Source organism: Amycolatopsis pigmentata (assembly GCF_042684065.1).
Lineage (GTDB): Bacteria > Actinomycetota > Actinomycetes > Mycobacteriales > Pseudonocardiaceae > Amycolatopsis_E > Amycolatopsis_E pigmentata.
The window spans coordinates 26,859-52,558 of the sequence record NZ_JBHUKR010000024.1; the positions used below are offsets into that span (position 1 = coordinate 26,859).

Consider the following 25,700-nt stretch of genomic DNA (forward strand, 5'->3'; position numbering starts at 1 on the left):
GGGTTCACGTCTGTCGTTCACGCTTGAACCGTTCGGCAAGGACGGGGTCAGTGTCCCACCACATCCCCTGTGCTGGGCCGTCTGTCTCCTGATTGTCCAGTTCGTGATCGATCCGCTCGGCCTGCTGTTCGTCGTCGCGTCTCCATCGGGCCAGCAACGCGCCGACGAACGGCAGGCCGGCGAGGTCGCCACCGATCCACAGGATGCCGGCGCCGATGATCTGGTCGGTTCGCAGGTCAGGCCCCCAGGGTCGGGCCAGTGCCTGGTAATAGCCGGCGGCGCGCAGCGGGCCGAGCCACAGGACCAGCCCGAGCGCCGCGTCGACGATCACCTCGGCGAATCCGATGCTGAACGAGATCAGGTGATGGTCGTCTCGCGGTGTCGGGTCCAGTCTCAGCCGGGTCCAGAAGTAGACGAAACCACAGGCCAGCAAGCCGAGCCGGGCCAGCGAATCGACCGCTTGATCGCGCAGGCAGACCTCGTACAGCGGAGTGAGGTAGAGCAGGAACGGAGGCAGGATGAGCAGTGCGCTGACCACGAGGGGAAAGGTGAGTGCGCGAGCCGTCCGGCCACGTCCGAAAGCCCGCAACCGGGCCGCGCCCGGCACGCTCGCCAGCACCAGCGTCAATGGCGCACCGAGCGCGAGCAACAGCGGCGCGATCATCAGCAGGACGACGGTCTGCGCCGCCCGGGGCCAGAACAGCGTCCGGTCGTAGACACCCAGGAAAGAACACGTGACCAGCAGGACCGTGGCGAGCCCGGCCACGAAGGCAAAGGTTCGTGCCCGCGGCCAGTCCGGAAGACGACGGGACCAGAGAAGGTAACCGCCGCCCAGCACCAGGACGAACGCCAGCGCCGCGAAATCAGGTGTCCAGGACGTGAACACCCTTTCCCAGGAAAGCGGAGCGGTCACAAGGTGAAGTAAACCAGGCTCGCCGCCCCGGCGATCGCGCAGTAGATGGCGAACGGAGTGAGCGTGCGCGTTTCGAAATACGAGACCAGGAAGCGGACCGACAGGTAGGCCGCCACGAAAGCGACCAGACTCCCGACGATCGCGGGCCCGAGTGAGGAGTGGGCCGCCGGCTTCAGCAGGGACGGCATCTTCAACACACCGGCCGCCAGGATCACCGGCGTGGCCAGCAGGAACGCGAAACGCGCGGCGTCTTCGTGGGACAACCTCTGGCGCAACCCGGCCACGATGGTGCTGCCGGAACGGCTGATTCCCGGGAGCAGCGCGAAGATCTGCGCGGCGCCGATGACCACGGCCTGACTGATCCGCAGTTGGGACAGGCGCATGTCGGAGGCTTCTTCGACGCGGATGGCGCGCATCGGCATGGTGGGCTGGGCCGAGAAGTCGATGGTCGTCTCCGTGGCCAGTACCGGCTCCGGCCCTCCGGTGTCGTCATGACCACCGCGCCCGAACCATTCCACCGCATAAAGCACGGCTCCGTTGAGGATCAGGAAGATCGCCGCGGGAACCGGTTTGCCGAGATACTCCTGCACCACCTTGTCCAGCAGCAGGCCCGCGATCCCGACCGGAATCGTGGCGATCACGAGCAACCAGGCAAGACGTTGGTCGGGGGTGGTGACACTTCTGTCGCGGATCGAGGTCAGCAGGCCACGCACGATGCGCACCCAGTCACGCCAGAAGAACAGCACCAGCGCCAGCGCCGTGGCCACGTGCATCGCGACGAGCACGGCGAGATAGGGCGATCCTTCCCCCATGCTCAGATCGGTCGCCCATGAACCGCCGACCCACGCGGGCAGCAGGATGCTGTGCCCAAGACTGGAAACCGGGAACAACTCCGACACGCCCTGCAGGGCGCCCACGACAATCCCCTCGAAGTATGTCACACCGGACATTGAGGACCTTTCTTCAGGCACGACGCGGCAACCGCCACGACGCTACCCGACCAGGTGGCCGCCGCCACGACGGGCACAGGCAGCGCCGCGCGGGGATCCTCATTGTGAAGGAAGGAGTGTTTACTACGGATCATCCGTAGTAAACACTCCTTCCTCCAATACAGCGGACAGCGCGGCGTCGAGTGCCCGGTGGGCCTCGATCAGGGAGGGCCCGTACCACGTCAGGTAGCGACCGGAGACGAGCACATAGCGGACCCCCGGGAAGGCGCCGGGCCCGTCGTCGTCGGTGAACTCGTACGGTTCGTCCGGCAGCACGAGCACGTCGGCGGAGCCGTCGGTGAACCAAGCCCGGAGTTCGTCCAGTTCCGGGCGCGGGTATCGATCCTCGTGTCCGGCGTAGACCACCGAGATCCCGAGCCGACGGAGGACGTCGCCGCCGAAGGTGTCCCGCCCGAGAATCACCCACGGTTTCCGCCAGACCGGTACCACCGCACGCGCACGCACCGGTCGCGTTGCCCGCCACAGTTCCTCGGCCTCGACCAGCCATCGCGGCTCATAGGCTTCGAAGGCCTGGGTCAGCAACCTGCGCAACGACGCGAGCGCGTGCGGAACCGTCGCCGGGGCACGCATCACCCAGACCGGAATTCCGTTCGCCCGCAGCGTTTCCACGTCCTCGGGCCGGTTCTCCTCCGAGTTCGCCAGCACCAGGTCGGGACGCAGCGCGAGGACCCGGTCCAGTTTCGGGTACTTCGACCCACCGACCCTGGCGACATCCAAAGTGGACGGATGCGTGCAGTAGTCGGTCGCGCCCGCGAGCCGTCCGGGCACGGTCACCTCGATCGCCTCGGTCAGCGCGGGCACCAGCGACACGACACGCGCCGGCGCGCCACGAAGCGCCACATCCGAGCCGAGGTCGTCGAACAAGGTGATCATGACCCGGCCCGTGCCTCACGCCCGCTCAAAGGAAACCTTCCGTTTCTCCACGTCCACCGCCGACAACCGCACCACTATCCGCTCGCCCTCGGGCAGGTTCACGCCGCTACACCTACCCATCACCGGCGGATTCTCCACCAGAATCTCGGCACGCGCCTCCTCGGCGCGTAGCACCACGGCCTCGAACGTGCCGCCGACCAGCCCGGTGAGCATCCAGGCACCGACCTGATCGATGCAGGCCCGCTCGACCCGGGCGGCGAGCGTGTCCGAAGCGCTCATCACCACGGGCAACTCGGACAATGCGTCCCGGACCCAGCCGGGCACTGGAGTTCCCGCGCTCACCGCGAGGCAGATCTCGGCGGCGAACCGGTCGACGAGCCGTCTGATGGGCGCCGTGACGTGGGAATACGGCGCGCCTATCCCGGCGTGGCCGGTCGACGGCGGCGGTTCGCCCTCGAAGGCGGTGTATCCGGCGCCGCGCAGCAACCGCGTCGTGCACGTGTAGAGAGCCATCGACTCCGGCAAGCCCGGGTCCAGCCCGGCGAGGAGCTCCGAAACACCGGCCCCTTCCGGCCACGTGATGCCGAGTGCGTGTGCCGACCGCCGCAGCCAGTTCACCGACTCCTCGTCGGGTTCGGGCAACGTCCGGAGAACACCGACCCCGGCCTCGATCATGACCGATGCCGCCGTCATGCCCGTGAGCAAGGAGATCTCGGCGTTCCACGCCTCGACGTCGTTCCGGGCGCGCATACCCAGCATCCAGCCGTTCCCGGGGTCTCCGGCGATCGCCTGTTCCGGCAGTTGCGGTTCTACGGCGCCGCGGCTTACCGCCAGTTGGCGCCGCAGTACACCCAGTACCGGCAACGCGGCGACCGAGGGATGCGCGGTGCCGGTTTCCAGCGCCGCCCGCACACCCTCGTAGTCGTACTGTCCCGTCGAACGCACCCACGCGCGACGTACCCGGCTCTTGACGTGTTCGGCGCCGGAGTCCAGATCGATCGTCCAGAGCACCGCCGGACGGACTTCACCGGGAAGGAGACTGGCCGCGTCCTCGGCGAGCACCGGTGGATGCAGCGGGACGTTCCCGTCGGGAAGGTACAGCGTCTGGCCACGTCGCCGGGCCTCGCGATCGACGGCGCCACCTGGCCGCACGAATCCCGCCACATCCGCGATCGCGTAGTGCACGCGGAACCCGTCTCGCCTGCGCGCGATCATGAGGGCCTGATCGAGATCCTTCGCACCGGGTGGATCGACCGTCACCAACGGAAGGCCGGTGGCGTCCTCCCGTTCGGCCGAAAAGGCCGGCGTCTCCCCCACCGACGCCTCTGCCTCGGCCAGCACATCAGGCCCGAACGAGTCCGGCAGCTGGAATTCGGCACGAAGCCGGCCGAAGTCACCGTCTGCCGAGTGAACGCTGACCGGGGCCACAGAACGACCATAACCCGATTGGGCACCTGCTCACCCACCGATCGAGTCTGGACTCTCCGGGCCTGGCTCAACCACCACACAAACAGCTGTTGAAGGCCACAAGAACTCAGTGGATCTTACCTCGCCCACACCGCAGGCGAGGACCCACTCCCCGGAACGCCGGGCCGCTACCTCCCGATAGGGTGACACCTACATGAGACCCTCGATACACACGGTAGGAAGTTCAGAAGTGGCTCTGCGTAACTGGCTGCGGTACCGAGTTGTCGTATCTGTCGGCGCACTCTTGGCCGGCGGGGCGGTCGCCTTGACCATCCTGTCCTTCAATGCCACCGCAGCTAAGGGCACGCCGATTACCATGACGGCCCCGGCTTCCCACGCCGCGGTCACCTCAAGCGTGGCGCTGATGAAGCCGGACTGCTACATCGTAACGACGGAGAAGCTTGCGATCAGTGGCCCTCGCTCAACTGCTGTGAACGCTTTCGTTGCTCGGGCAAGCTCTCACTCGCATTCAACTCGGTCAATCGATCTGTAACCGCGGACGCCCGGGCGTCGTGCAACTCATCGAAGAGAGAGCGGGCGTTCTCCCAGGCGGTACGCGCGGAGTCGACATCGCCCGCCTTGACACGAACCTCACCGAGAGTCTCGAGAGAGCGTGCCTTCTCGGCCAGATCTCCCCTGGCGTCGGCTAGTCTGACAGCTTCACGCGCGCGCGTGAATGCTTCGGGGAATTCGCCCATCTCGCATTGGATATGGGCCAGCGCGAGCAGGGCATTGCCCATTTCACGTTCCTTGACCGCGTGACGGTACAGTTCGAGGCTCTCTTGCGCGTAGCTCTTCGCACTCTCCAGATCTCCGCTCTCGGCGACCAAGGACGCGAGCCCGAGCAACGGATCGGCCCGCTCATCACTTTGGACCTTGCCGAAGACCGCCAAGGAATCGACGTAATATCGCTTCGCCTCATCCGGCCTGTCCATTCGCCGTGACACGTCACCCAGGCGCAGATACGCCCGGCCTCGATAGGGCTCGTTGCCGGCCCGAGTAAAGAGGTTCAGAGCGATCCGGTACTGCTTGGCCGCGTCGTTCAGCCTTCCTCGCCCCAGCAGTGCCGTCCCCATGTTGTGCTGCGCGATGGCCTCGGCCAGAAGATCACCACTTTCGACGCTGAACCTGCGGAGCTGCTCCAGGCACGCTTCCGCCTCCCGATACTTCTTGATCTGCAAGTACATCGCACCGAGGTTGTTCAAGAGCATCTTTTCGCCGGTACGCGACGCGTCCTTTATTGCCGCCCGGACCCCCGACACCAACAGGGTGATCACATCGTCAAGGTCGTCCGAGTACTCCCACGACCAGACACTGAACAAACCGATTGTCCTCCACATATGACCTTGGAAACCAACTTCCGCGGCCAACCGGGCGACCGCCAGAGTCTCCGCTCTGCTCTCGAAACACCACCGCTGCGCAGCCACACGATCCGCGAACGCGACCGGAACCACAGAATCGTCGGTCGCCAGAGGTGGCACTTCGGTCAATTCCGGCGAAATCAACCGGATAGCATTCCTGACCGTGCGAAGATAAAAGTCGAACATGCGGCGGAGAATCCACGTACGCTGTTGATCGCCGATTTCCCGGCGAGCGACGTCCCTCCCGTAGGCATGCATGATGTCGTGCAGGTGGTACACGGTCTCCGATTTCTGTTCCGCAAATCCGGCGGTGACCAAAGAGTCGAAGCAGTCTTCCACTTCGGTCGCGCTCATGCCTGCACAGGCGGTGGCCGCCGCGAGGCTGACATACGGGTGAGGATGCAGGCCCAGCACGGTGAAGAGGAATTTGGTCCTGGGGTCGAAACCGGACAAGGAAGAGTCGAAGACCGCTCGGAGCGACCGGCCTTTCCCGTCGGTTCGGCTGTGGGCATCCAGCAGACGGCGTCGTTCCTCGGCAGCGAGTTGGTCGGCCAAGGTACGAATAGTCATCCCGGAGCGTGCGACCACGTACTCACCGGCGATACGCAGGCACAGCGGCAGACCGTCACACAGTTTGGCGATTTCTTCGACCGCGGCGGGTTCCATGGCCCTGCGGTCATCGTAGATCCGCCGCCGGATCATCTCCACGGCATCGACCGGCCGCAACCTCGGGACCACCAGATCACGACAGCCGATCAGGTCAGGCTTCTGGCGAGTGGTGAGCAGGACCGAACATGACGCGGTCGCGTCCAGCAAGGGCCTGATCTCGTCCGGACTTCCCACGTTGTCGAGGAAAACCAGCATCCGCCGATCACCGATCCGGTGCCTCAGCAAAGTCATCCGATCTGCGTCGAGCGGTATGTCCGCCCCGAGTTCCTTCAGGAACCCGGTGGCCACCGCCGTGGGCTTCTCCGGATCCGAGTCCCCATTCAGGTCGAAGTACAACTGGCCGTCGGGGAAGTGTTCTCTCCGTGTAGTGGCCCAGTGCCGTGCGACCGCCGTCTTACCGACCCCGCCGACACCGTGCAACGCCACCGCGGCCGGCCCCCGAGCCAGCAACCACTCGTCCAGTCTGGCCAGAACGTCTGCGCGGCCGAGGAAATCCGGTATGTCCCGCGGAAGCATCACGGGAACTCGGAGACGACCTGCCGCCGCAGCGGTGGCCCGTCCTTCCACGAGGTCACGATGCAGACGCTTCAGATGCGCGCTGACGTCGGCACCCAGCTCCTCTGTGGTCCGTCGGACGAAGGCGCGGAAGAACTTGTCGACACTGTCCGGACCGCGCAGCTGGGAAAGCGCATTCATCCGCAGCTCCGCGAGGGTCTCGTTCAACTCCTGCCGCCGCATCAAGCGCTCGATCTCGACGATCACCGAGTCGCCACGTCCTTCAGCCAAACACGCCTCGAAGTACGCGCGTACGGCCGGGTTGAAGCTCTCGTCGATCAATTCTTCCTCGGCCTGCTTGACCCAGGGCAGTGGCACATTCACCAGCATCGGTTCATCCGGCCACATGGCCAGCGCCTGTCTGAGGATCTTGATGGCGCCACGATTATTCCCCGAACGATGCAGGGAAACACCTTCGTCGACCAGCCGGCGGAAATGATGGTAGTCGACGTTCGAATGATCGACGTCGAGCCGATACAGGCCGTTGCCGACGGCGATCGATGGCTTCGAGATCGTTTTCCCCAGCACGCGGCGTGCCTTCGAGATGTTCCGGTACAGCTCCTGCCTGGGCTTACTGCCGTCGAGGTCGTCCCAGATCAACCTCATGATCAAACTCGCGGACACCGGCGAGTTCGCGTTCAGCAGTAATAATCCGAGCAGACCGCGAAGTTTGACCGAGCGAAGATCCACATTTCGCTGCAGGTCGATACGCAGCACACCGAGAATCTGAAATTCCACTACTCCGCCCCCGACTTGGGCTACCCCGTAGTCCTTCTCAAGGCAGTGTCGCGCCGGCGGCCACCACACATGGACGTAACCGCTTTCCGATACAGCATCGTTACCGCCACGGCCATGTCTTTGGTAAGCCGATTGCAACCCGTTCGCCTACCTGGTTCCTCAATGCTGGCTCAGTCGGCACGATTGAGGGGAGTTGATCGTGAGTCAGCCTGAGTGGACGTCGGTCCCGGTCGGCCTGGACGCGGAGCGCTGGGTTACCCGGAAAACCCGGCGAACGGTGCTCGTAGTGGTCCATACCGTTGTCACCATCCAGCGCCTGCTGGAGATCGTCGGCATTGTCGAGGAGGATCCGAGGATCCAGGTGGTCTGGACCCGCGCCCAGACCGCGTTTCCGAGTGGCGTAAGTGACTTTCTGCGCGGGATCGGGGCGTTCGAACTACCGTGGCAGCAAGCGATCCACGAACGTTTCGACCTGGCGCTCGCGGCCGCGCCCGGCGGCCTCGCACAACTGCACGCACCGGTTTTGATGATGGCACACGGTGCCGGCCGGGCGAAGCGCGAACGCCGGGCCGCTGGTGGGATACCGGTCGAACGGCCGGTTCACGCGCTCACCCCCGAACATCTGATCCAGGGCGGGCGGGTCATACCGTCGGCGCTCGTCCTTTCCCACGAGACACAGCGCGAAATCCTGCTGCGGCAGTGTCCCGAAGCCGCTCAGGCAGCCGTTGTCGCGGGTGATCCGTGCTACGACATCCTGCGCGCGAGCGTGCCGCAGCGGGCGAGGTATCGCGAAGCGCTGGGCACGCCGGCAGATCGTGAGATCGTGCTCTTGGCGGCGACCTGGGGGCCGCACTCGCTGTTCGAGTGCAGTCGTGATCTCTACGCGAAAGCGTTGCGGGAGCTCGACTCGCGCCGCTACCAAGTGGTGGCGATGCTTCACCCGGCCACCTGGTTCGGGCACGGGCCGCGGCAAATACGGGCATGGCTGCGTGAGGAACGCGCCGCAGGCCTGGTGCTGATCGAACCGGAAGAAGACTGGCGCGGCGTCGTCGTGGCCGCAGACTACGTCATCGGTGACCACGGTTCCGCCACGGTCTACGCGGCCGCGATCGGGAAACCGGTGTTGCACACCGACCTCACTCTCGACGAGGTCGACGCTTCGTCTCCGCAGGCGTTCATCGGCCGACGAGCTCCCAGACTGCTGATGAGTCAGCCGATCGGGCCCCAGTTGTGCAGGGCTGGGCTGGCACTGCCGTCCTCTTGGAGTAGGGATGTGGTGGACCGGTTGACCTCATATCCCGGCCAAGCGCACCGGCGGCTCCGCGAGGAGATGTATCGCCTGCTCGACCTGCGTCCACAGGGCAGGCACCGTGCCGTCGAACCGGCGGAACTTCCCGGGAGCCATGGCGGGCGGCGTCATGCGTGATTACGAGATCGTGGCAGTGGACGGCAAGAGCGACCGCGCCGCCCTCCAGTGTGCCGACATCGTCGTGGGTGAAGCGCCGAACCCGATCGTGGCGGCCTGGTGGATCGCGAGTGTCTTCGCGCGGTATCCGGGGTGCCTGGTGGTCGCGGTCCGCCACGATCACGGCCATTGGTGCGAACTGGCCACTCGTGGCCAGGAACCCGACCTCGTTCGGCCCTGCTTCGGTGAGCGACTCACTGAGCACGAGGTGGAGGCGATGGCGCGAGCCCGCCATGAAGGGCTGGTGGCGCGGTGAACCGAATGCTTGTCGCCGGGGTCGTGACCTTGCGGGTCGCGCGAAACGTCGGCCGCTTCCCTGTTCCGTTCGTCGCGAAGAACACGCGGCCGGGCCGGATCAGCATGCGTCTGGCGGGTACCGGCTGGACCGCTGCCCGAACCCTTCAGCGGTTGGGCACCCAGGTCACGTTCGCGACCTATGTCGGCGCGGACCAGATCGGGCAGTTCACCGCACAGAGCCTGCTGCGGCACGGACTTTACGGTCCGGCCACGCTGGTCTGCGAGGAACACCCCAGGGCGATGGTGCTCTACGACGCCGACGGGCGCCGTTCCGGCGCATCGGACCTGCGGTCCACACCTTTTCTGAAGTACCCTCCCGCGTTGGGACGGTCCATTATGGACAAATACTGCACCGCGGCGATCCTGACGAATATCGGTTTCACTCGGTCGCTGATTCCGATCGCGATCGAGCTGGGCATTCCGTTCGCCACCGACCTGCACACGGTCGACAGCGCGAGCCCACCCCGTTACCGGGATTGGATGGCCGCGGCACACATCCTCGCGTGCTCACACGAGGAGCTTCCGGAAGGTCCTGAGCAATGGATCCGGTCAGTGTGGCGGAACTTCGGTACCGAAATCGTTCTGGTCGGCTGCGGGCCGGACGGTGTCGTGCTGGGAGTCCGCGCCGGGAAGGCCATCTGGCACGTGCGGAGCCACGCGCCACGAGGCGTGCGTTTCGTCGCGGGCGCCGGTGACCTTGCCCTCGCCACCTTCGTGCACCATTACTTCGCCGACGGCGATCCCCTCACCTCCGCACGCATGGCGATGCTCGCCGCGGGCTGGAAAGTGGGTGGGGAGCCTGACGAAGAACCCGGCGTCGGGGCCGACCACCTGGCAGAGTTACGACTGCGCCACGGGCTTCCATCCGCTACGCGGTGGCAAGGAGTCCGCCACCGCGTCGTCCGGCCTACGACTCGAACCAATTGGGCCGGACCAGCAGTGTTCTGGCGCGATCACTGTGCCGCCGTGACTGCTCCTCGTCGCCGATTCGCGCGGCCAGTCGGGCAAGAGCTTGGTGAGTGAGGCCACGCTGGTGGTCCGACCCGTGCTCAGCGAAGACGATCAGGGCATGGTCGAACAGCGAACGTGCGGAATTCGTGTCACCTTCGTCGAGGTATGCCTGGCCCAGCGCCAGCGCGGCACGGGCGTCGTTGTAAGGGTCGGGCACCCCTAACGTGGTCAGCAGTTCGCGGGCGCGGCGAAGGTGTCCGATGGCGCGATCGGACTGGCCGAGCCGGGTGAGGGTTTCGCCGAGGTTGATCAAGGCCAGGCCCTCGCCCCGCCGCCTTCCGAGCGACCGCAGAATATCCACTGCTCGGGAGAGGGCGTCGGCCGCGTCGGTGAGGTTTCCCCGGCCCACGTCGATCAGGGCCCGCGTTTTCCACGCGCTGGCTTCACCGCGCCGGTCATTGCTCGCACGCGCGCTCCGCAGCAATTCGTCGGTGTTCTGTTGTGCACGCTCGAGGTCACCGGCGGCAGCCTGAACTCGTGCGAGACGCTTTCGCATCCTGATCTGGCCGACCAGATCACCGGTAGCCTCAGCGGCCAGTAATCCGGTTTCGGCAGTCTTCAGACCGTCAGCGGGGTGCCCGTGCAGGATGATGATCGGTTGTAGCGCGTCGGCCAGATGGTAGGCCAGTTCGGACCAGCCCCGGTCGAGCGCGTCCGTCATAGCCGTCAGGAGGGTCGGTCTGTGTCGCTCCAGCCACTCCAGCGCGTGCACCTGGACGGACAGGTCGTCGGGCAGCACGAAAGACGTGTCGGGGGAAAAGGCGAGCGTCGCCCGCGCCGGCATGACACGCCGATTCGCGGCCTGCGTCGCGAACACGTACCAGCACACGACACGGCGGACGGAATCTGTACGCGCCTTGTCGTCATCTTCGGCCAGCGCCTGCTCGAAAGCGTGTACACGGACCAAGTCGTGCAGTGAGTAGCGATCGTCGTCAAGCTCTTCGACCAAAGACGCGTCCACGAGGGCCCCTAGCCAGCGCCGAGCCAAATCCGGCTTCGTCGCGAGCATCGCCGCCACAGCGGCGGTTTCCATGATACGTCCAGGGTGCAGACCGAGCAGGCGGTAGGCGCGCTGGAGTTCGGGTGGCAAGTCGAGGTAGGCCATGTCGAGGGTCGAGCGCACCGAGATGTCTCCTTCCACGGACAAGCCGTCCAGCCGCGCTCGCTCGTCGGCCAATTCGGCGACCAGGCGGGCCAGCGGTCGCTTGGGACGGGCGGCGGCATTCGCGCCGACCACGCTCAGCGCGATAGGAAGTCCGCCGCAGAAATCAGCGAGCCGCTCAGCAGACTCCCGCTCGGCGGCCACCCGGTCGTGCCCGATGTGGTGCCCCAGGGCATCCAGGGCGGCTGCGGAGTCGAGCGGGCCTACCGCGACTGCTCGTGCCCCGGAGGCGAGCAGTCCCAACAACGGACGGTGTGACGTCACAACGGTGACGGAACCGCTTGATGCGGGTACGAGCACCCGGACCTGAGCGGCCGACACCGCATCGTCCAACAGCAAGGCGACCAGCTTTTCCGCGGTCACGGAGCGGTAGAGCGCGATACGCTCCGGCAGCCCTGTCGGTACCCGGTCGTGCGGTATTCCGAACGACCGCAGAAACCGGCCCAGTACGTCCTCGGGCGCGACAGGGCCGCCGTTCGGCAGGGACAGTTCAGCATGGAGATGGCCGTCCGGAAAGCGCGCCGCCGTCAGACCGAGCCAACGCAAAGCCAACGCCGTTTTGCCCATTCCACCCCGGCCCCTGATCACCACCACACCGGGCCGTTCGAGCAAAGTGTCCAAAATAGACAGCTCGGCGGACCTGTCGGTGAATCCGGGAGGAGGCGCCATCAACTGGCGGGGTACGGGGGAACTCGCTTCGGTTGTGTGGAAATGCACGTCGCCATGCACTGCCCCAGCCTGCACGACAGGTCCGGTGAAATGTCCGGAGAGCGCGTTGTCCACGTCACTCTCGCGATCACTCACCGTCACACCCCTACTACGGCGCCTCGTGCCAAAAATACGGCTTCCGCGACGCGTCGGATAACCGCCGTTCAGCCGAAAGCGCCTGCCTGCGCGCTACTCAGGGTGCCGTAAGCCCAGTTCGGGCTGCTCGCCGGACGCGCCACAACGCATCCCATCGCGCCCGCGTGTTATCGCCGCTCCGCCGTGTCAGGGCGCGCGGTACCGGTACGGGATCTCCGTAGGGTTGCCGGTCGGCCCGAACCCGGCTCCGTCCTCGGCGGGTAGTTCGTCGAACCAGCCACGATCGGCCAACGGGATGCCGCGAGGAGGCGTGTCCTCGTCGGCCGGCGCGGGTTCCGCCGGAGCCGGGGATTCGGGATTCTCGGCGATGGGTTGACGAGCCGGGGGAACCGGAGGCGTCCGGGGAGGCTCGGCGACGGGCGGGGCGACGGGCTCGGCGACCGCGGGCGGGGCGGGCAGCTCGGCGGCGGCCGGTGGTGGCGGGACGGCGGCCGACGGTGAGGGTGGTGGGGCGGCAGGTTCCCGGGAGGGCGCGGTCTTGCGGGACGGCACCGGCAAGGGCGGAACCGCCGACGAAGGATTGGTCGGCGTCGACCGCCAGACGGGGGCAGGCGGGATGTTCATCGGTGCTGGACTGGACGACCCCGTGGTGGGAGCAGCAGGCTGCCGGCGATCGGTGCCGCGAGGGGGCAACGGGTCCAGACAGGAGACCAGCACCGTGGTGTTGCCGGGGTCCTCCACCTTCCGGCCGCCGCGCTCCCGGTACACCATTTCGCCCTCGGTGTCGATCTCCACCAGGTAACCGGCCTCGGCCAGTTGCTCCTCGTCCAGGTCGACGAGGTTCTCGTAGCGGGAGGGCACAACCCGGTAGATGGGCCAGGACAGACCACGATGGGTCTCGTGGAACTGGGAAAGCAGCCCCGCCAGCTGCTGCTGCCACGGCAGTGACATCGATTCGGCCAGCGAGCGCGGCAGCACCACGTACCCCTCGTCCACCCCGGGCCAGCCGTGGGACAGGTAGTCGGCCAGCGGAGTGGTCGACGCCGGTGGTTTGGACGCGCGGGCGGGCGGAGGTGCTCCGAACAGATCCCGGGGTTCGGGCTTGCGACGCTTGCCGAATTTCTTAGCCACTTGACGATCAATCCCTACTTCGCGCGCTTCCTGCCATCCGGGTTTTGGAGCAAGGTGGCTTTACTACGGACTATCCGTAGTAAAGCCACCTTGCTCCACTACGGTCGCCGATCAGACGCCGGGTCGCACGGCCTGCGGCACCAGTTCCGACTCGTCGAAGGACACCGGGCGGACGTGGACCGGCACACCATCCTGTTGAGCCTCCACCATTTTTCCGTTCCCAAGGTACATCGCGACATGGTGAATCGTGACCGGGTTGGCCGGATCGTAGGCCCAGAACAGCAGGTCACCCGCCTGTGCGGCACGGACCGGAAGCATCGCGCCGTCCTTGTACTGGTCCGCGGCCACCCGGTCGAGGGTGATTCCGCCGGCCTGGTAGGCCCGCAGCATCAGGCCCGAGCAGTCGAACGAGTTCGGCCCGGTTCCGCCCCACAGGTAGGGCTTTCCGAGCTGTGCCAGTGCGAACTGGATCGCCCCGGCCGCCGCCGGATTCCCCGGCAGGGCAAGTCCGACGCTCTGACCGCAACCGGTCACGTTGGTCACCTGACCCACGTTCTCCACCAGGTAGGCGGCCATCTGCTCCCACCGGTGATAGCGATCCGGGAAGGCCGACCGTTCCACCGCCTGTGCCGAGGTGCCCGGACGTTGCTGGTCCCAGCCCGGCACCGCGAGCAGCACGTCGTAGAACTTGTTGATCTCGTAGACGGGGTCCTGGAGCTGTGCCACGCTTCCCCAGCCCATCGACGGCCGCATCTGGAAGATGCCCAGCGAGTCCGCGTCGCCGTGGTTCAGGTTGCGCAAGCCGGACTCGGTCATCCCCGCCTGGATCGCGACCTGCCAAGCCCGAGGGGAGAGACTGCGTTGTTTGCCCACCGACACGATCAGCGACACGGTCTGGCGTTGTTCACCGGTCAGGCCGTTCGCCTGTGTCGAGGCGGTGACCGCGTCGCCCGGACGTGTTGGTCCGATCGCGGCGTCACAACTGAGGTTCATCACTCCCTGCGCCTGCACGGCTTCCTGGTCGGTGACCACCTTCACCAGCACGCCGCCGACGAGAACGGTGGCGGCCACCACCGCCACCGCCGCACTGAGAAGCAGCCCGACGCGCATGGGTCTCCTCAGCTCGCCTGGTCGTATCCGGACACGCGCCAGCCATCGCTCGTCCGCGACACCGTGACGCTGAGCTTGGGCCCGTCGGTGGGGACCAGGACCTGGACCGAACTGGTGTAGGACGCGACGACGACCGGGTCACCGGTAACCCTGCTGGCCGGGATGTTCACCGGGTCCACGCTGGCCATCTGGGCGTTGAGGTACTCCACGGTGGTGTAGGGACGAAGACCGTCGAGCCATTGCGCGTTGGTGATGCCGGCCGGATGACTCGCCCAGGCCCGCACGAACGACTCCGCGACGTTCAACGCCTCCTGACTCGGCGGTGCCGAGCTGGGCTGTACCAGCGGCGCGGTCAGCCGGGTCGACAGCGGTGCGGACGTCACATCGGTGGTGGCACTGGGCTGCGTGGACGAACTGCTTCCGGCCGCCGCCGGACCGCTGCCGCCCTGCGGCCCGAGCAGCCGCGGAATCACCACGCCGATGCCGATGACCACCACGGCGACGGCGACAACGGTGGCGACGAGATGCCGCGGCGAGCGGAGCGGGAATCCCCACAGCCTGCGATAAACCGCGGCTCTTCCGCGGTTGGTCCGGATAGGCACACCCTCACCTCACGACGTCGTCGGTGTCGCGGAGCTCGATTCCCCGTGAAGGCCGGTAAACCACGAAGACCGGTTTCCCGCCGACGAGTTCCCGCTCGGCTCGCCGTGGTTGCGGTGCCGCCGCGACCCTCGGCGATGCGGTGGAAAGCCGCGACGGCACCACCACCGGGTCGGGCTCGTCCCAGCCCCGGTCGAACACCGGGGAGGTGTCGACCCGGCGGCTCTGCGGCTGCGGCGGGACCCACGCCGCGTCGGCGCGGCGGGTCGTGCCGGGCGGCGCGGAATACACATAGGCGTCCGGATCCGCGCCGACGGGCGCATAACCGGGAAACACCCCGGCCGCGCCACCACTGGCGGGCAACGCGCGCCGCCCGCCGGCGCCCGGCAGTCCGGGCCCACCGCCCGGCCAGGGCGCGCCGGACCAGGCCGCGGCCGGTCGCGCGGCCATCGAACCCGCGCCGTCGAGCCGCTGCGCGTTGGCGAAAATGGTCGCCTCCGGGCGGAAACGTCCTCCGCCGGCCGTGGCTCCGATGGGTCCGCGCGATTCGAGGTCGCTCTCGTCGGAGTCGCGTACGTTCTGCCAGAACTCGTCCTGTGGTGTGGGTCCCGGCTTGCGGCGGAACCGCGAGAACAGCCCACCGCTCGGAGCCGGGATCGACGATCCGACCATGCCCACCGACATCTCCACCATCTGCCACAGCCGCCGCACCGGCCGCCCCACCAGGAACAGCAGTACGGTGACCAGCCCGGCCAGCACCATCTGAGTCAGCATGGTCAGTGAGCTGCCCGCGGTGAAGATCGCCTGCAACAACAGTGCATGGATACCGGCCAGCACGGACAGCACCAGCAGGTTGAACCCGACCGCACCGAGGACCTTCGCGACTCGGCGGAGGATGTCGTTGTGCACCAGCGCGACCAGCCCGATCAGCGGCGCCGTCAGCGCGAACAACCGGATCAACACCTGTGCCAGCAGGACCGAAGCCTTGGCAAGCAACTGGAACAGCGCGTACACCAGACTCTGCAGCAGAGCCAGGAACCCGGCGCCGGTGCGGCTGCCGTCCTCGCCGGTGAAATACCCGGTGACCGGCCCCAGCTGGGTCGAGATGTTCTTGTACGCAGCCTTCTTACCGTCCACAACGGACTGGTTGGCGTCGTCACCGTTGCGCAGTTGCGCCCAGGTGAACGCCTGCGCGTCCAGCAGCGGGCGGCCGAACTGCTTGGCCTGCGCGGCATCGGGCGCACCGAACTCCCCGCGCAACCAGTTGTCGTAGACCACATGGGTGTGCAGATCGGTGGGCAGCACATGCCGCACCACGCGATCGGTCGAGTCCACGAACCCGGCCTGGATGTTGGTCGTGGTCTGGACGATGGCGTTGTCGATCGGGTCGAAGTAGCGCAACATCGCCAGCGAAGACGCCGCCAGCCACATACCGGCCAGCGCGTAGAGACCGCGTTTGCCCACCGCTGACAGGTCACCCCGCCAGATGTTGCGGAACATCATGATGGCCAGGATCAGCGCGGCAAGCCCGAACAACTGGGCGTAGATATTGTTGTAGACTTTTTCCGCACCGGACTTCACCGCGTCGTAGATCGGGGTGAGTAGACCGCCCTGCATGACCGTGTAGTGCAGCGAGTTCGTTGCGCCCACGATGTTCTTGGCGATGTTGAACAGCTCGTTGCCGGCCCAGGTGTCAATGGTCGAATTCGGACTGGTGATACCCGCCAACGGACCACAGTTGGTCTGGTAGGTGTCCCAGACCATGCCCGCGTAACCGTAGTCGATGTACGCGCTGCCGGCTTCTCCTTGTCCCTGCGCGGGGTCGAGGGCGCCGACCATGCCGGCGCCCGGGCGTTCGGGGTTCGGTGCCTCGCCGCAGGCCGCGGCCGAAGCGGGTGGCGCGAACGAGATCACCTGCACCCCGAACAGCAGCGCGGCCGCGAGCAGCGCGCCGAGCCTGCCGGACCCTTTCCGGCGGACCGGCCGTTCCGAAGGCCGCAAACGTTTCTTGAGCGCGTGCCACCCCCCGGCGCAGGCGAACACGACCGCCAAGGTCGCCGCCGTGCTCATGCTGTGCCCTCCGCGAGGTTGCGCGCGCTGCCGTCACTTTGACAGCCGCGACTTGACACAAGGGGGCTCATGCGGCGTCCCGGCCGCCGCCGCGTTTGCCCGCCCCGGCGGGCTCCTCCGAGAGAATCTGTTCCTCGGTGAGCCCGACCTCACGCTCGGCCGCCAGTTCGAGGTCGGCCTCGATTTCGTCGTCCGGCGGTTCGGGCTCCGGTACGCGCACTTCCTCGGCCTGCGATTCGGACGCCTGGCGGGCATCGGCCGGAAGGGCGTCCTTCGAGCCCGGGGTGGTGTCCAAAACCGCGCGCAAATGGTCCAGATGGGGACCGGAGAAGTCGACCCGGATCCGTTCCACGCCCCCGGCACCGTCGCCGAAGATGAACTGGCGTGGTTCCCGGTCGCGCTCGACATCCCGGTGCGCGCCCGGACGGCGGCCGAGCGCGGAGACGACCTGCTCGTAACCGACCCCGACCGGTACCTTCAGCAGCCGTAGCGCGTCGGCCTGCGCCTCGTCGTCGTCGAGGCGGCCGACGAAGACCGAGTCCAGCAGCGCGACGAAACCCTGCATCCGGAGGAAGTCCGCGGGGATCTGGGACGACAACAACACCCGCACGTTCCACTTCCGCGAGTCACGCGCGAACCGGTTCATCAGCACCCGGCCGGTCGGCACCTCCGACAGGAAGAACGCTTCGTCGATCCACACACCCTTGCGCAGGTCCTTGGGCTTCTCGTAGACCGAACGCTGGGTGAGCCACGCCGCCAGGTTGAGCATCTCCACGCCGAGCGCCTCGGCGTCGGTCCAGTGTTCACGGCCGACGCCGTCCTTGGGCAGGGTGAGCCCCGCCATGGTCAGCACGGTCAGGCGGTCGTCCCGGGTCTCCGAATACGGGTCGGCGTCGTCTTCCGGGATGAGCAGCGACATCCGCTCCCGCATCTCGTCCAGGAAGTCGGCCACCACGACCGCGTGCTCATGGTGCTCGCTGGAGTCACGGCGCAGCGCGTCGATGACCTGACCGGGGTCGGCGTCGTAGCGGCCGCCCACCGCACGGACCGCGCGCAGCAGCACGATCCGGCTCTGCGGCATCCGCGCCACTTCGTAGGGCAGGACGCCGGTGAGCACGTCGAGCACGAGCCGGCGCCGGGTCGCCCCGGCCAGCGCACGCTCGCGGCGCCACGCGCGTTCGGGATCGTCCTCGTCCATGAAGTGCTCGAGCAGCGGCTCGGCTACCACGCGGTACGGGTTGAGGATGCCGGGCTGGGCGTTAAGCAGGTTGATCGGCCGCGCGTAGGGACGGATCTCGGGCAGGTCGCACAGCCGGGAAAGCGGTCCCGACGGGTCCAGCAGCGTCCAATGCGCACCGGCACGCAGCGTCTTGTAGACGATGCCACCACCCAGGAACGACTTGCCGCCACCGAGTCCGGCGACCATCGCGGTCAGGCCCGAACCGTCGCGGATCTCCTGCGCCATCCATGGATCCCAGGCCACCGGCCTGCGGGTGGCCGTACACGTTTCACCCAGGAGGATGCCGCGACGGTCACCGACCTCCGCGGTGGCGGTCGGCACGGCGGCCGCGGCCCAGACCACCGAACCCCGGCGCATGTAGGCCGAGGACGCGAGCGGCTCGCCCGGGATGAACTCCCGGGCCATCGCGTACTGCGCTTCCGGATGCTCGACGGCGATCTTCGGCTTGTACAGGTCCAGCAGTTGCTGAGCCAGCCGCAGAGCCTCCCGTTCCGTCGCGCCGGAAACCGCGAGCCGCCACCAGGAACGCACTCGGGTGGCGAGCGCGGTGAAGCCCGAAGTCATCTCGTCGTCGATCTCGAGCACCCGAGACGCCTGGCGGGAAAGCGATTGTGGCGGTTCCAGTTCGTGCTCGTCGGTGTAGTGCTTGACCTGGGAGCGCACTTTGTTCATCTGGCGGGCGAGTTCGCCGGCGACCTCCTCGGGCCGTCGCACGTAGATGCGCGCCGACCATTCCACCGGCGCGGGCAGCCGGTCGGCGTGCTGCACCCACGGGTCGTCGACCTCGGGGATCTGCAGGCCGTGCATCTGCCCGACGGTGAGCACCGCGACGTGCCGGGCGATGCCGGCGTTCGAGCCGGTGCGGCCCCGCACGGTGAGGGTGGGAGCGTAGGGCTCGGCGTGGAAGTCCGCCGCGTCGGTGAAACTGGCCAGATCCTCCGGTTCCCAGGCCGCACCCGGCACGGCGGGGAGGTTGCGCGGCGCCGGCAACCCCAGCGAGCAGGACCGGTGCATCAGCCAGGACATCTCCTCGGCGTGCACCGGACGTCCCTCCAGGCCCGACGACCCGATCACCTGGTCCAGATGCTCCACCTCGGAGTCCAGCGCGGTCAGCTCGGCGTCGACCGCCTCGGGGAGGATCTTGCGCAGCAACGGGGCGGCGCTTTCCACCGCGCGGTCCACCATGCGGCGGGTCTGCACCTGGACGCCGATGTAGACCTCCTTCTCGGCCATCGAGCGGCCCATCAGCTGCTGCTGCTCGCCGATCAGGTAGTCGTCGAAGGACAACGCGCCCGCCACGTCCTGCGGCCGGCGTATCGCGTTGTGCACGTGCGCCTCGGCCCACATCCGGATCGGATACGGGCGGGTGGTCACCCGCAGGTGCAACCAGCGGCCCTGCAGTTCCGCGTACTGCCCGGCGATCGCGGCGATCAGATCCCGGCGCTGGGAATCCGAGCGGAACGACCAGCGCTGCGGCGCGAGCCGGTACCAGGCGTAGACCTCGTGGTTGGTTCGGACCAGGTGACCGTCGATGCTGCGCAGGGCGATCGACGGGGTGTAGCTCGGGATCGCCTGCTCACCGGGCAACCGGCGGCCGCCCCGGGCTTTGGCCGGTACGGCGGTCTGCGGTTGCCAGGCTCCGGCCCCGCGTGCATCGTTCTTCCGGCGTCCGCCACGACCGAACAACGGCGTTACCTCCCCAATGGCGCCGAGGACCGGCGCGACGGCTGTGCTTCGTGGAGGTGCGACCCCCGTGCTCCGCGTCCGGGCCGGCCTTTGACCGGCCTGGACCTCCCGGACTTTCGTTTCTGCCTGGGCAGCGGCCGGCCGGCGGTCACCCGGATCTTGGTGGCGGTGACCGCCCCGCCATCGCCACGGGTGCGTTCCCGTGGCGTGTGGAGCTCGCGCAACCACATGGTGAAGACCGCGCCGAGGGGCCGTTCATGGCTGATCTTCGCGGTGATCAGGCGTGTCACGAGGATGGTGGCGACGAACGCCCACGCCGTCGAGAAGAATCCGAACCCCACACCCAGTTGCCGCTCGGCGGTCAGTACCACCAGGAAAACGGCGATGCCCACGCCCCACGCGACGTACCGGGCACGCCAGGGGAAGGTGGCCTTGGGCGGGCCGAGCCAGACCGCGTCGACCCGGTAGACCTCGTCATCGGTTCGAATCCGCACGCGCGTCCCCCGCGCTCAGCCTGTGAACAAGCCGGCGAGCCACTGGCCGACGTTGACGCCGAGACCGCTCACGGCGAGACCGATGATCGCGAGCGCGATCACCACGCCTGCCAGGCGGCGCATCACTCCGGCGTTGTCGCCCTTGCCACCGCCGAGCCAGAGCAGCAGCAACGCGACGGCCAGCAGTACCAGCGGGATGATGTTGTCGAGCATCCACTGCTGGACGCCTCTGGTCTTGATCTCGCCGGCGGCGAGCTGAACGGCGGTCATCATGGTGGTCATCGCGTACTCCCGGGTGCGAGGAGTGTGTCGGGGGGCCCTGCGGGCCCACGGAGGGTCAGAGATTGTCCGGTCTGGTCTAGAACATCATGGCGTCACAAGTTGTAACGGTCAAAGTGCTCTCTGTCGCAGGTGATCCAGGCACGCCAGGCACATTACGGCCATTCACGCCAGTTCGGTCGCCCTCCATCATCGTTGCAACCCCGCCCAGGATTAACCCCGACCACCCGTATTTCGTAGTTTGCGCCTGAGCCCACGCTCTGACGAGGGCAGCATTCACTCTGAGTTTGCCGGCCCACCGCCCGCGCGCGGCCTGGATAGTGTGGCATGCCCCGTTCGGCGGCATGCGTGATACCCGGGTAGTGATCGGACGTTGCGCCCAAGTTGATCAGCCGATCGGACGAGACATCCCCCACACCCATCGAGCCCTCCATCCGCGGTCACCCTTCGTGATCCCACGTACGGGAGAGCCCTGTTGGGGAGGAAGGTGTGTTTACTACGGATGATCCGTAGTAAACACACCTTCCTCCCACAACGAGGTCAAGCCCGTGGTTGCGCGAACAGGCCCGCCGGGAACGCACCCGCCTCGACGACCTGCCGGCTCAGTGCCCGGCCCAGGTCGGCCAGCCTGACCGCCTTCTCCGGGCCCAGCTTCCGCCATGGGCCGGTCGCCGCGGCGTTGGTCTGATCCTCGATCCTCCGCCGGAGTTCGCTGCCCTGATCGGTAAGCGCTCCCCCGGCATCGAGGAGGCCCTTCTCGCGGAGTCCGGCGGTCGCCGCGTCCCACTGCTCGTCGGACCAGCCGCGGATGGTCTTGGCGGCTTTCGGGCGAAACCCCTTGCCGGTCGCCACATGGGTGATCAGCGCGGCCAGTCCGCCGAGGCCGTTGGCGACCAGCGCGGCGACGTGCCCGTCGCCGCGGAACTCACGCAACAACGACACCGCGTGCCAGAGCGCGAGATGCGGTTCCGACGGCCAGTCGAGTTCGGCGTGCCCCGCGTAGAGCGGACGCCCTTCGGGTGTGCAGCCGCCGGTGGCTTCGCGAGCGAGCGTGGCGGCTTCGGCCACCTCCGGCGACGACACGGCGTCTCCCAGAAGGCGGCGCAGCGCCGCGTCGGCCGCGTCGAATCGCGCGGCCAGGATCTTCTCCGGGCTCGCCAGCGTCCAGGCTCGGGGGATGTGCCGCGCGACCAGCTCCGGATTGAAGTTGTAGAACGTGGCGGCCACGACGCCCGGTTCGACGGCTCCCATCGGCGCCGAACGACTGGCGAAGTACCCCATCTGCCCGGGCTGGAGCCCTGCCGCGGAGAAGCGTTCGTCCGCCTCGGGCGCGAAATAGACCATGGCGTGCAGCGAGTCGAGGCTCCGATGACACCGGTAAGCGAGCGTGCGGGCTTCTTCGTGATCCACTCGTCGAAGCTAGCGCGCAGAAGAGCCCCACGGAAGCGGCTCCGGGCCCGGGGCGGACGAGTTGGCGTGTAAGCCGGATCCTGTCCCCGGCGCCTCACGGCGGCCGGGTGGCGGCCATCCATCTAGGCCTGCCGTCACCGGCAGGCTCGAGCGGCCTACCCGCAGGCATCGGACGGGCCGTCCTCGAACGCCTGCGCAGACACCCGGTCAGGGCGTCCTCTTGGCCTTGCTCCGGGTGGGGTTTGCCGAGCCATCCCGGTCACCCGGGATGCTGGTGGTCTCTTACACCACCGTTTCACCCTTACCCCGCGCCACGCTCGCCGGAAGCACCGGCGCGCGGGCCGGGGCGGTCTGTTTTCTGTGGCACTTTCCCGCGGGTCGCCCCGGGTTGCCGTTAGCAACCACCCTGCCCTGCGGAGTCCGGACTTTCCTCGAGGGGCATACCCCTCGCGGCCGCCCGGCCAACTCGTCCGCGCAACCAGAATAGTCCCCCGCGCCGCACCATGACCGTGTTCCCCCCACCGGCAGTCCATTTCGGACTGCCGCGGTGGCCTCAGCCCAGGTGCGAGATGTCGTTGACCAGCCGGACGGACGCGTTGCCGTCGGGGTAGAACTCGGCGATCGACAGCGACGCCAGGTCCAGGTGCAGCCGGAAGAACAGCGAAGGCCCCGCGTCCAGCGCCAGGCGCAGGAACGACTTGATCGGCGTGACGTGGCTGACCACGATGATCGTCCGGCCACGGTGGTCGGCGAGCAGTTCGTCACGGGCATCACGGCTCCGCCGGTAGACCGCGTCGATGCTCTCTCCTCCGGGCGGCGCGACGGTGGTGTCGGTGATCCAGCGGCCGTGCAGGTCCGGGTCGCGTTCGGCGGCCTCGGCGAAGGTCAGTCCCTCCCATTCGCCGAAGTCGGCCTCCAGCAGTCTCTGGTGGGTGGTGACCCGGCCACCGATCGCGTCGGCCGCGGCCTGGGCCGTTTGCCTGGCCCTGCTCAGCGGTGAGGCGATGATCGGGACCGGCTCGCCGTCGGCCACACCGGGCAGTCCCGCGAGACGTTTGGCGACCGCGGCCGCCTGCTGCCTGCCGTGCTCGGTCAGCGGTACGTCGCGCCGGCCGGAGTAACGGCGGTCGATCGACAGTTCGGTCTGACCGTGCCGGACGAGCAGCATCCTGGTCGGCGCACCGCGCGCGCCGGTCCACCGGGTGGGCGAGGAGGTGGTTCGCCGGGCCTCCGGGGCCGCCGCTTCGGACCGCGCGTCGCCGCCCGGGTTTCCGCCCCGGCCGGCCTGCGCGTCCATCGCCTCGTTGGCCAGCCGGTCGGCGTGTGCGTTGCGCGCGCGGGGAATCCACTCGTAGCGGACGCGGTCGAACCGGGCCGCGAGATCGCGTGCCTGCAGCGCCAACGGTTGCAGCGCCGCGTGCTTGATCTTCCATCGGCCGGACATCTGCTCGACAACCAGTTTCGAGTCCATCCGGACGTCCACAGTGGACGCTCCGACCTCGGCTGCCGCGCGCAGGCCGGCGATCAGGCCCTGGTACTCGGCGACGTTGTTCGTCACGACGCCGAGGCCTTCCTGGCGTTCGGCGAGCACTGCCCCGGTTTCGGCGTCCTTCACCACCGCGCCGTAGCCGGCCGGACCGGGATTTCCCCTCGATCCGCCATCGGCCTCGACGACGACCTTCGGCCCGGCGCTCATAGACCGGATTCCAGAGTCCGGACCATGATGGCGCCGCAGTTGTCACACTGCACGACCTCGTCTTCCGGAGCCGCCTTGATCTCGGAGACGGTGCTCCGGTCCAGTTCGAGCTGGCAGGCGCCGCACCGGCGGGCCCGGAGCAGCGCCGCGCCGATCCCCTTGGCCGCGCGCACCCGTTCGTACAGCCGCAGCAGGTCCTCGGGGAACCGGGGCACGAGCTTGGCCCTGTCCTCCTCGCGCCGGGCCCGGGTGGTGTCGAGATCGGCGAAGGTCTCGTCCCGGCGGCGCTGGGCGTCCGCCAGCGCCTGTTCGGCCTGGTCGACCTCGGCGGCGGTGCGGTTGGCGTCCATCTCCAGCGCCTCACGCCGTTCCATGACTTCCAGTTGGTCGTCTTCGAGCGAGGTCTGCCGCCGGGCCAAGGTGTCGAGTTCGTGCTGGATGTCGGTCATCTGCTTGGCCGACACCGAGCCGGAGGCCATGAGCTTGCGGTCCCGGTCGCCCCGGGCGCGGACCGACTCGATCTCCTTTTCCTGGCGCGCGATCTCCCGGTCCAGGTCCGAGGCCGCGGTCTGGGCCGACACCAGCGCGTCCCGCCGCTCGCGCAGTGTCTTCTCGGCCGCGTCGATCTCGGCCAGCTCCGGCAGCGTCCGGCGGCGGTGCTCGACGCGCGACAACTCGGCGTCCACCTTCGCGAGCTCAAGCAGCTGGCGTTGGACGGCGGGTTCTGCCTTCACTGGTGGTTCTCCCTCGAAGCGGTGGCGACCGATGCGCGGATCGTCCACGGATCGGTCGGGAGCGTGGACACGTGAACTTCGACGTTACCCGCACCGGACTCGCGAAGAACGGCCGAGGCTTGCCCGCACCACGGCCATTCGCTCGCCCAGTGCGTGAGGCCCACGAGCGCGGGTCCGTCCGCTTCGCGGTGCTCGCCGGCGGGATGATGACGCAGGTCAGCGGTGACGTAGGCGTCGACTCCCGCCGCGGCGGCCGCGGCGAGGTGACTGTCTCCGGCGCCGCCCGCCACCGCCACCGTCCTGATCACGCGGTCGGGGTCGCCTGCCCCCAGCACGCCGGGCTCGGTTCTCGGGAGGGCGGCGGCGACACGGTCGACGAAGGCCCTGAACGGTTCCGGCTCGGGGAGTTCACCGATGCGGCCAAGACCGGTCAGGCCGTCGGGACGCGGGTCCAGCGGCCGCGTCACGCGCAGTCCGATCGCCTCGGCGAGCGCGTCCGAGACGCCAGGGCTGGCCGAGTCCGCGTTGGTGTGCGCGCAGTACAGGGCGATGCCACCACGGATCAGCCGGTGCACCAGGCGGCCTTTTGGCGTGTCGGCCGGTACGCCGTGCACGCCGCGCAGCAACAGCGGATGGTGCGCGACGATCAGCTGGGCACCGATCTCGAAGGCCTCGTCCACGGTGGCCGTGACCGGGTCGACGCACACCAGCACCCGGTTCACCCGCTCCGCGGGGTCTCCGCAGACGAGGCCCACCGCGTCCCAGCTCTCGGCGAGTCCGGGCGGGTAGGCGGTCTCCAGAGCCTTGATCATCTCGGAAAGGGCGGGCATACCGGGATCCTCGCACGGTCGCCGCCGGGGGTTGTGAAGTGGAGCAAGGTGGGTTTGCTCGGCCGGAGGCGGCAACGGTGCCCCATCACGACAAA

The 25,700-nt window shown here is 67.7% G+C and carries 20 protein-coding genes and 1 other RNA gene; 3 read left to right on the top strand and 18 right to left on the bottom strand.

Annotated features, from left to right (window positions below):
- Positions 1-4: 4 nt before the first annotated feature.
- The 5 genes from ACFSXZ_RS36935 to ACFSXZ_RS36955 form a co-directional block, all read right to left on the bottom strand.
- Positions 5-913 (bottom strand): cytochrome c oxidase assembly protein, encoded by a 909-nt coding sequence (locus ACFSXZ_RS36935; protein WP_378270771.1) that lies wholly within the window; start codon positions 911-913, stop codon positions 5-7.
- Positions 910-1,863, bottom strand: a complete 954-nt coding sequence (locus ACFSXZ_RS36940; protein WP_378270772.1) for an undecaprenyl-diphosphate phosphatase — start codon at positions 1,861-1,863, stop codon at positions 910-912. The genes ACFSXZ_RS36935 and ACFSXZ_RS36940 overlap by 4 nt, the downstream gene beginning before the upstream one ends.
- Before the next feature lie 123 nt (positions 1,864-1,986).
- A complete protein-coding gene (locus tag ACFSXZ_RS36945) occupies positions 1,987-2,796 on the bottom strand; it encodes a helical backbone metal receptor (RefSeq protein ID WP_378270773.1) in 810 nt (269 codons plus the stop codon).
- A 15-nt stretch (positions 2,797-2,811) separates the two neighbouring features.
- On the bottom strand, positions 2,812-4,224 hold the full coding sequence (locus ACFSXZ_RS36950; RefSeq protein WP_378270775.1) for an RNB domain-containing ribonuclease: 1,413 nt from the start codon (positions 4,222-4,224) through the stop codon (positions 2,812-2,814).
- Between the two features lie 446 nt (positions 4,225-4,670).
- Positions 4,671-7,565, bottom strand: coding sequence for an ATP-binding protein (locus tag ACFSXZ_RS36955; RefSeq protein WP_378270776.1), 2,895 nt, complete (start codon positions 7,563-7,565; stop codon positions 4,671-4,673).
- A 220-nt stretch (positions 7,566-7,785) separates the two neighbouring features.
- Here ACFSXZ_RS36955 and ACFSXZ_RS36960 point away from each other — a divergent pair, with 220 nt between their 5' ends.
- The 3 genes from ACFSXZ_RS36960 to ACFSXZ_RS36970 are packed head-to-tail and all read left to right on the top strand — an operon-like array spanning position 7,786 to position 10,371.
- Complete coding sequence (locus tag ACFSXZ_RS36960; protein WP_378270778.1) at positions 7,786-9,012, top strand: CDP-glycerol glycerophosphotransferase family protein; 1,227 nt, start codon at positions 7,786-7,788, stop codon at positions 9,010-9,012.
- Positions 9,005-9,307: a hypothetical protein gene (locus ACFSXZ_RS36965; RefSeq protein ID WP_378270780.1), complete on the top strand. Its 303-nt coding sequence runs from the start codon at positions 9,005-9,007 to the stop codon at positions 9,305-9,307. Before ACFSXZ_RS36960 ends, ACFSXZ_RS36965 begins: the two co-directional genes overlap by 8 nt.
- A 5-nt stretch (positions 9,308-9,312) precedes the next feature.
- The gene (locus tag ACFSXZ_RS36970) at positions 9,313-10,371 is read left to right on the top strand and encodes a carbohydrate kinase family protein (protein ID WP_378271049.1); all 1,059 of its coding nucleotides are present in this window, start codon (positions 9,313-9,315) and stop codon (positions 10,369-10,371) included.
- Here ACFSXZ_RS36970 and ACFSXZ_RS36975 read toward each other — a convergent pair.
- From ACFSXZ_RS36975 to ACFSXZ_RS37035, 13 genes are all read right to left on the bottom strand, one after another.
- Entirely contained in the window at positions 10,256-12,325 is a 2,070-nt protein-coding gene (locus ACFSXZ_RS36975) for a tetratricopeptide repeat protein (RefSeq protein ID WP_378270782.1), read from the bottom strand. The two genes, ACFSXZ_RS36970 and ACFSXZ_RS36975, sit on opposite strands and share 116 nt — an antisense overlap.
- 186 nt (positions 12,326-12,511) lie before the next feature.
- On the bottom strand, positions 12,512-13,456 hold the full coding sequence (locus tag ACFSXZ_RS36980) for a hypothetical protein (protein ID WP_378270783.1): 945 nt from the start codon (positions 13,454-13,456) through the stop codon (positions 12,512-12,514).
- A gap of 111 nt (positions 13,457-13,567) precedes the next feature.
- Complete coding sequence (locus ACFSXZ_RS36985; RefSeq protein ID WP_378270784.1) at positions 13,568-14,566, bottom strand: C40 family peptidase; 999 nt, start codon at positions 14,564-14,566, stop codon at positions 13,568-13,570.
- 8 nt (positions 14,567-14,574) lie between these two features.
- Complete coding sequence (locus ACFSXZ_RS36990; protein WP_378270785.1) at positions 14,575-15,168, bottom strand: hypothetical protein; 594 nt, start codon at positions 15,166-15,168, stop codon at positions 14,575-14,577.
- 4 nt (positions 15,169-15,172) lie between these two features.
- Positions 15,173-17,236: a magnesium transporter gene (locus ACFSXZ_RS36995; protein ID WP_378270786.1), complete on the bottom strand. Its 2,064-nt coding sequence runs from the start codon at positions 17,234-17,236 to the stop codon at positions 15,173-15,175.
- Between the two features lie 67 nt (positions 17,237-17,303).
- Positions 17,304-20,162 carry an ATP-binding protein gene (locus ACFSXZ_RS37000; protein WP_378270788.1) on the bottom strand — a complete coding sequence of 953 codons (2,859 nt, stop codon included), beginning with the start codon at positions 20,160-20,162 and terminating at the stop codon, positions 17,304-17,306.
- Between the two features lie 5 nt (positions 20,163-20,167).
- Entirely contained in the window at positions 20,168-20,656 is a 489-nt protein-coding gene (locus tag ACFSXZ_RS37005) for a hypothetical protein (protein ID WP_378270790.1), read from the bottom strand.
- A 15-nt stretch (positions 20,657-20,671) separates the two neighbouring features.
- The gene (locus tag ACFSXZ_RS37010) at positions 20,672-20,938 is read right to left on the bottom strand and encodes a hypothetical protein (protein ID WP_378270791.1); all 267 of its coding nucleotides are present in this window, start codon (positions 20,936-20,938) and stop codon (positions 20,672-20,674) included.
- A 537-nt stretch (positions 20,939-21,475) separates the two neighbouring features.
- A complete protein-coding gene (locus tag ACFSXZ_RS37015; RefSeq protein ID WP_378270793.1) occupies positions 21,476-22,345 on the bottom strand; it encodes an SCO6745 family protein in 870 nt (289 codons plus the stop codon).
- Positions 22,346-22,398: 53 nt separating this feature from the next.
- Positions 22,399-22,814, bottom strand: an RNA gene (gene rnpB / locus ACFSXZ_RS37020) — RNase P RNA component class A.
- 84 nt (positions 22,815-22,898) lie between these two features.
- Entirely contained in the window at positions 22,899-24,041 is a 1,143-nt protein-coding gene (locus ACFSXZ_RS37025) for a bifunctional RNase H/acid phosphatase (RefSeq protein ID WP_378270794.1), read from the bottom strand.
- Positions 24,038-24,775: a zinc ribbon domain-containing protein gene (locus ACFSXZ_RS37030; protein ID WP_378270795.1), complete on the bottom strand. Its 738-nt coding sequence runs from the start codon at positions 24,773-24,775 to the stop codon at positions 24,038-24,040. The genes ACFSXZ_RS37025 and ACFSXZ_RS37030 overlap by 4 nt, the downstream gene beginning before the upstream one ends.
- Positions 24,772-25,605 carry a Nif3-like dinuclear metal center hexameric protein gene (locus ACFSXZ_RS37035; RefSeq protein ID WP_378270798.1) on the bottom strand — a complete coding sequence of 278 codons (834 nt, stop codon included), beginning with the start codon at positions 25,603-25,605 and terminating at the stop codon, positions 24,772-24,774. The genes ACFSXZ_RS37030 and ACFSXZ_RS37035 overlap by 4 nt, the downstream gene beginning before the upstream one ends.
- Positions 25,606-25,700 lie beyond the last annotated feature (95 nt).

What these genes read in the sequence shown, in the direction of transcription:
- ACFSXZ_RS36940 (WP_378270772.1), bottom strand. Translation starts at nt 1,863, where the DNA reads ATGTCCGGTGTGACATACTTCGAGGGGATTGTCGTGGGCGCCCTGCAG.
- ACFSXZ_RS36945 (WP_378270773.1), bottom strand. Translation starts at nt 2,796, where the DNA reads ATGATCACCTTGTTCGACGACCTCGGCTCGGATGTGGCGCTTCGTGGC.
- ACFSXZ_RS36965 (WP_378270780.1), top strand. Translation starts at nt 9,005, where the DNA reads ATGCGTGATTACGAGATCGTGGCAGTGGACGGCAAGAGCGACCGCGCC.
- ACFSXZ_RS36970 (WP_378271049.1), top strand. Translation starts at nt 9,313, where the DNA reads ATGCTTGTCGCCGGGGTCGTGACCTTGCGGGTCGCGCGAAACGTCGGC.
- ACFSXZ_RS36985 (WP_378270784.1), bottom strand. Translation starts at nt 14,566, where the DNA reads ATGCGCGTCGGGCTGCTTCTCAGTGCGGCGGTGGCGGTGGTGGCCGCC.
- ACFSXZ_RS36995 (WP_378270786.1), bottom strand. Translation starts at nt 17,236, where the DNA reads ATGAGCACGGCGGCGACCTTGGCGGTCGTGTTCGCCTGCGCCGGGGGG.
- ACFSXZ_RS37010 (WP_378270791.1), bottom strand. Translation starts at nt 20,938, where the DNA reads ATGACCACCATGATGACCGCCGTTCAGCTCGCCGCCGGCGAGATCAAG.
- ACFSXZ_RS37025 (WP_378270794.1), bottom strand. Translation starts at nt 24,041, where the DNA reads ATGAGCGCCGGGCCGAAGGTCGTCGTCGAGGCCGATGGCGGATCGAGG.
- ACFSXZ_RS37035 (WP_378270798.1), bottom strand. Translation starts at nt 25,605, where the DNA reads ATGCCCGCCCTTTCCGAGATGATCAAGGCTCTGGAGACCGCCTACCCG.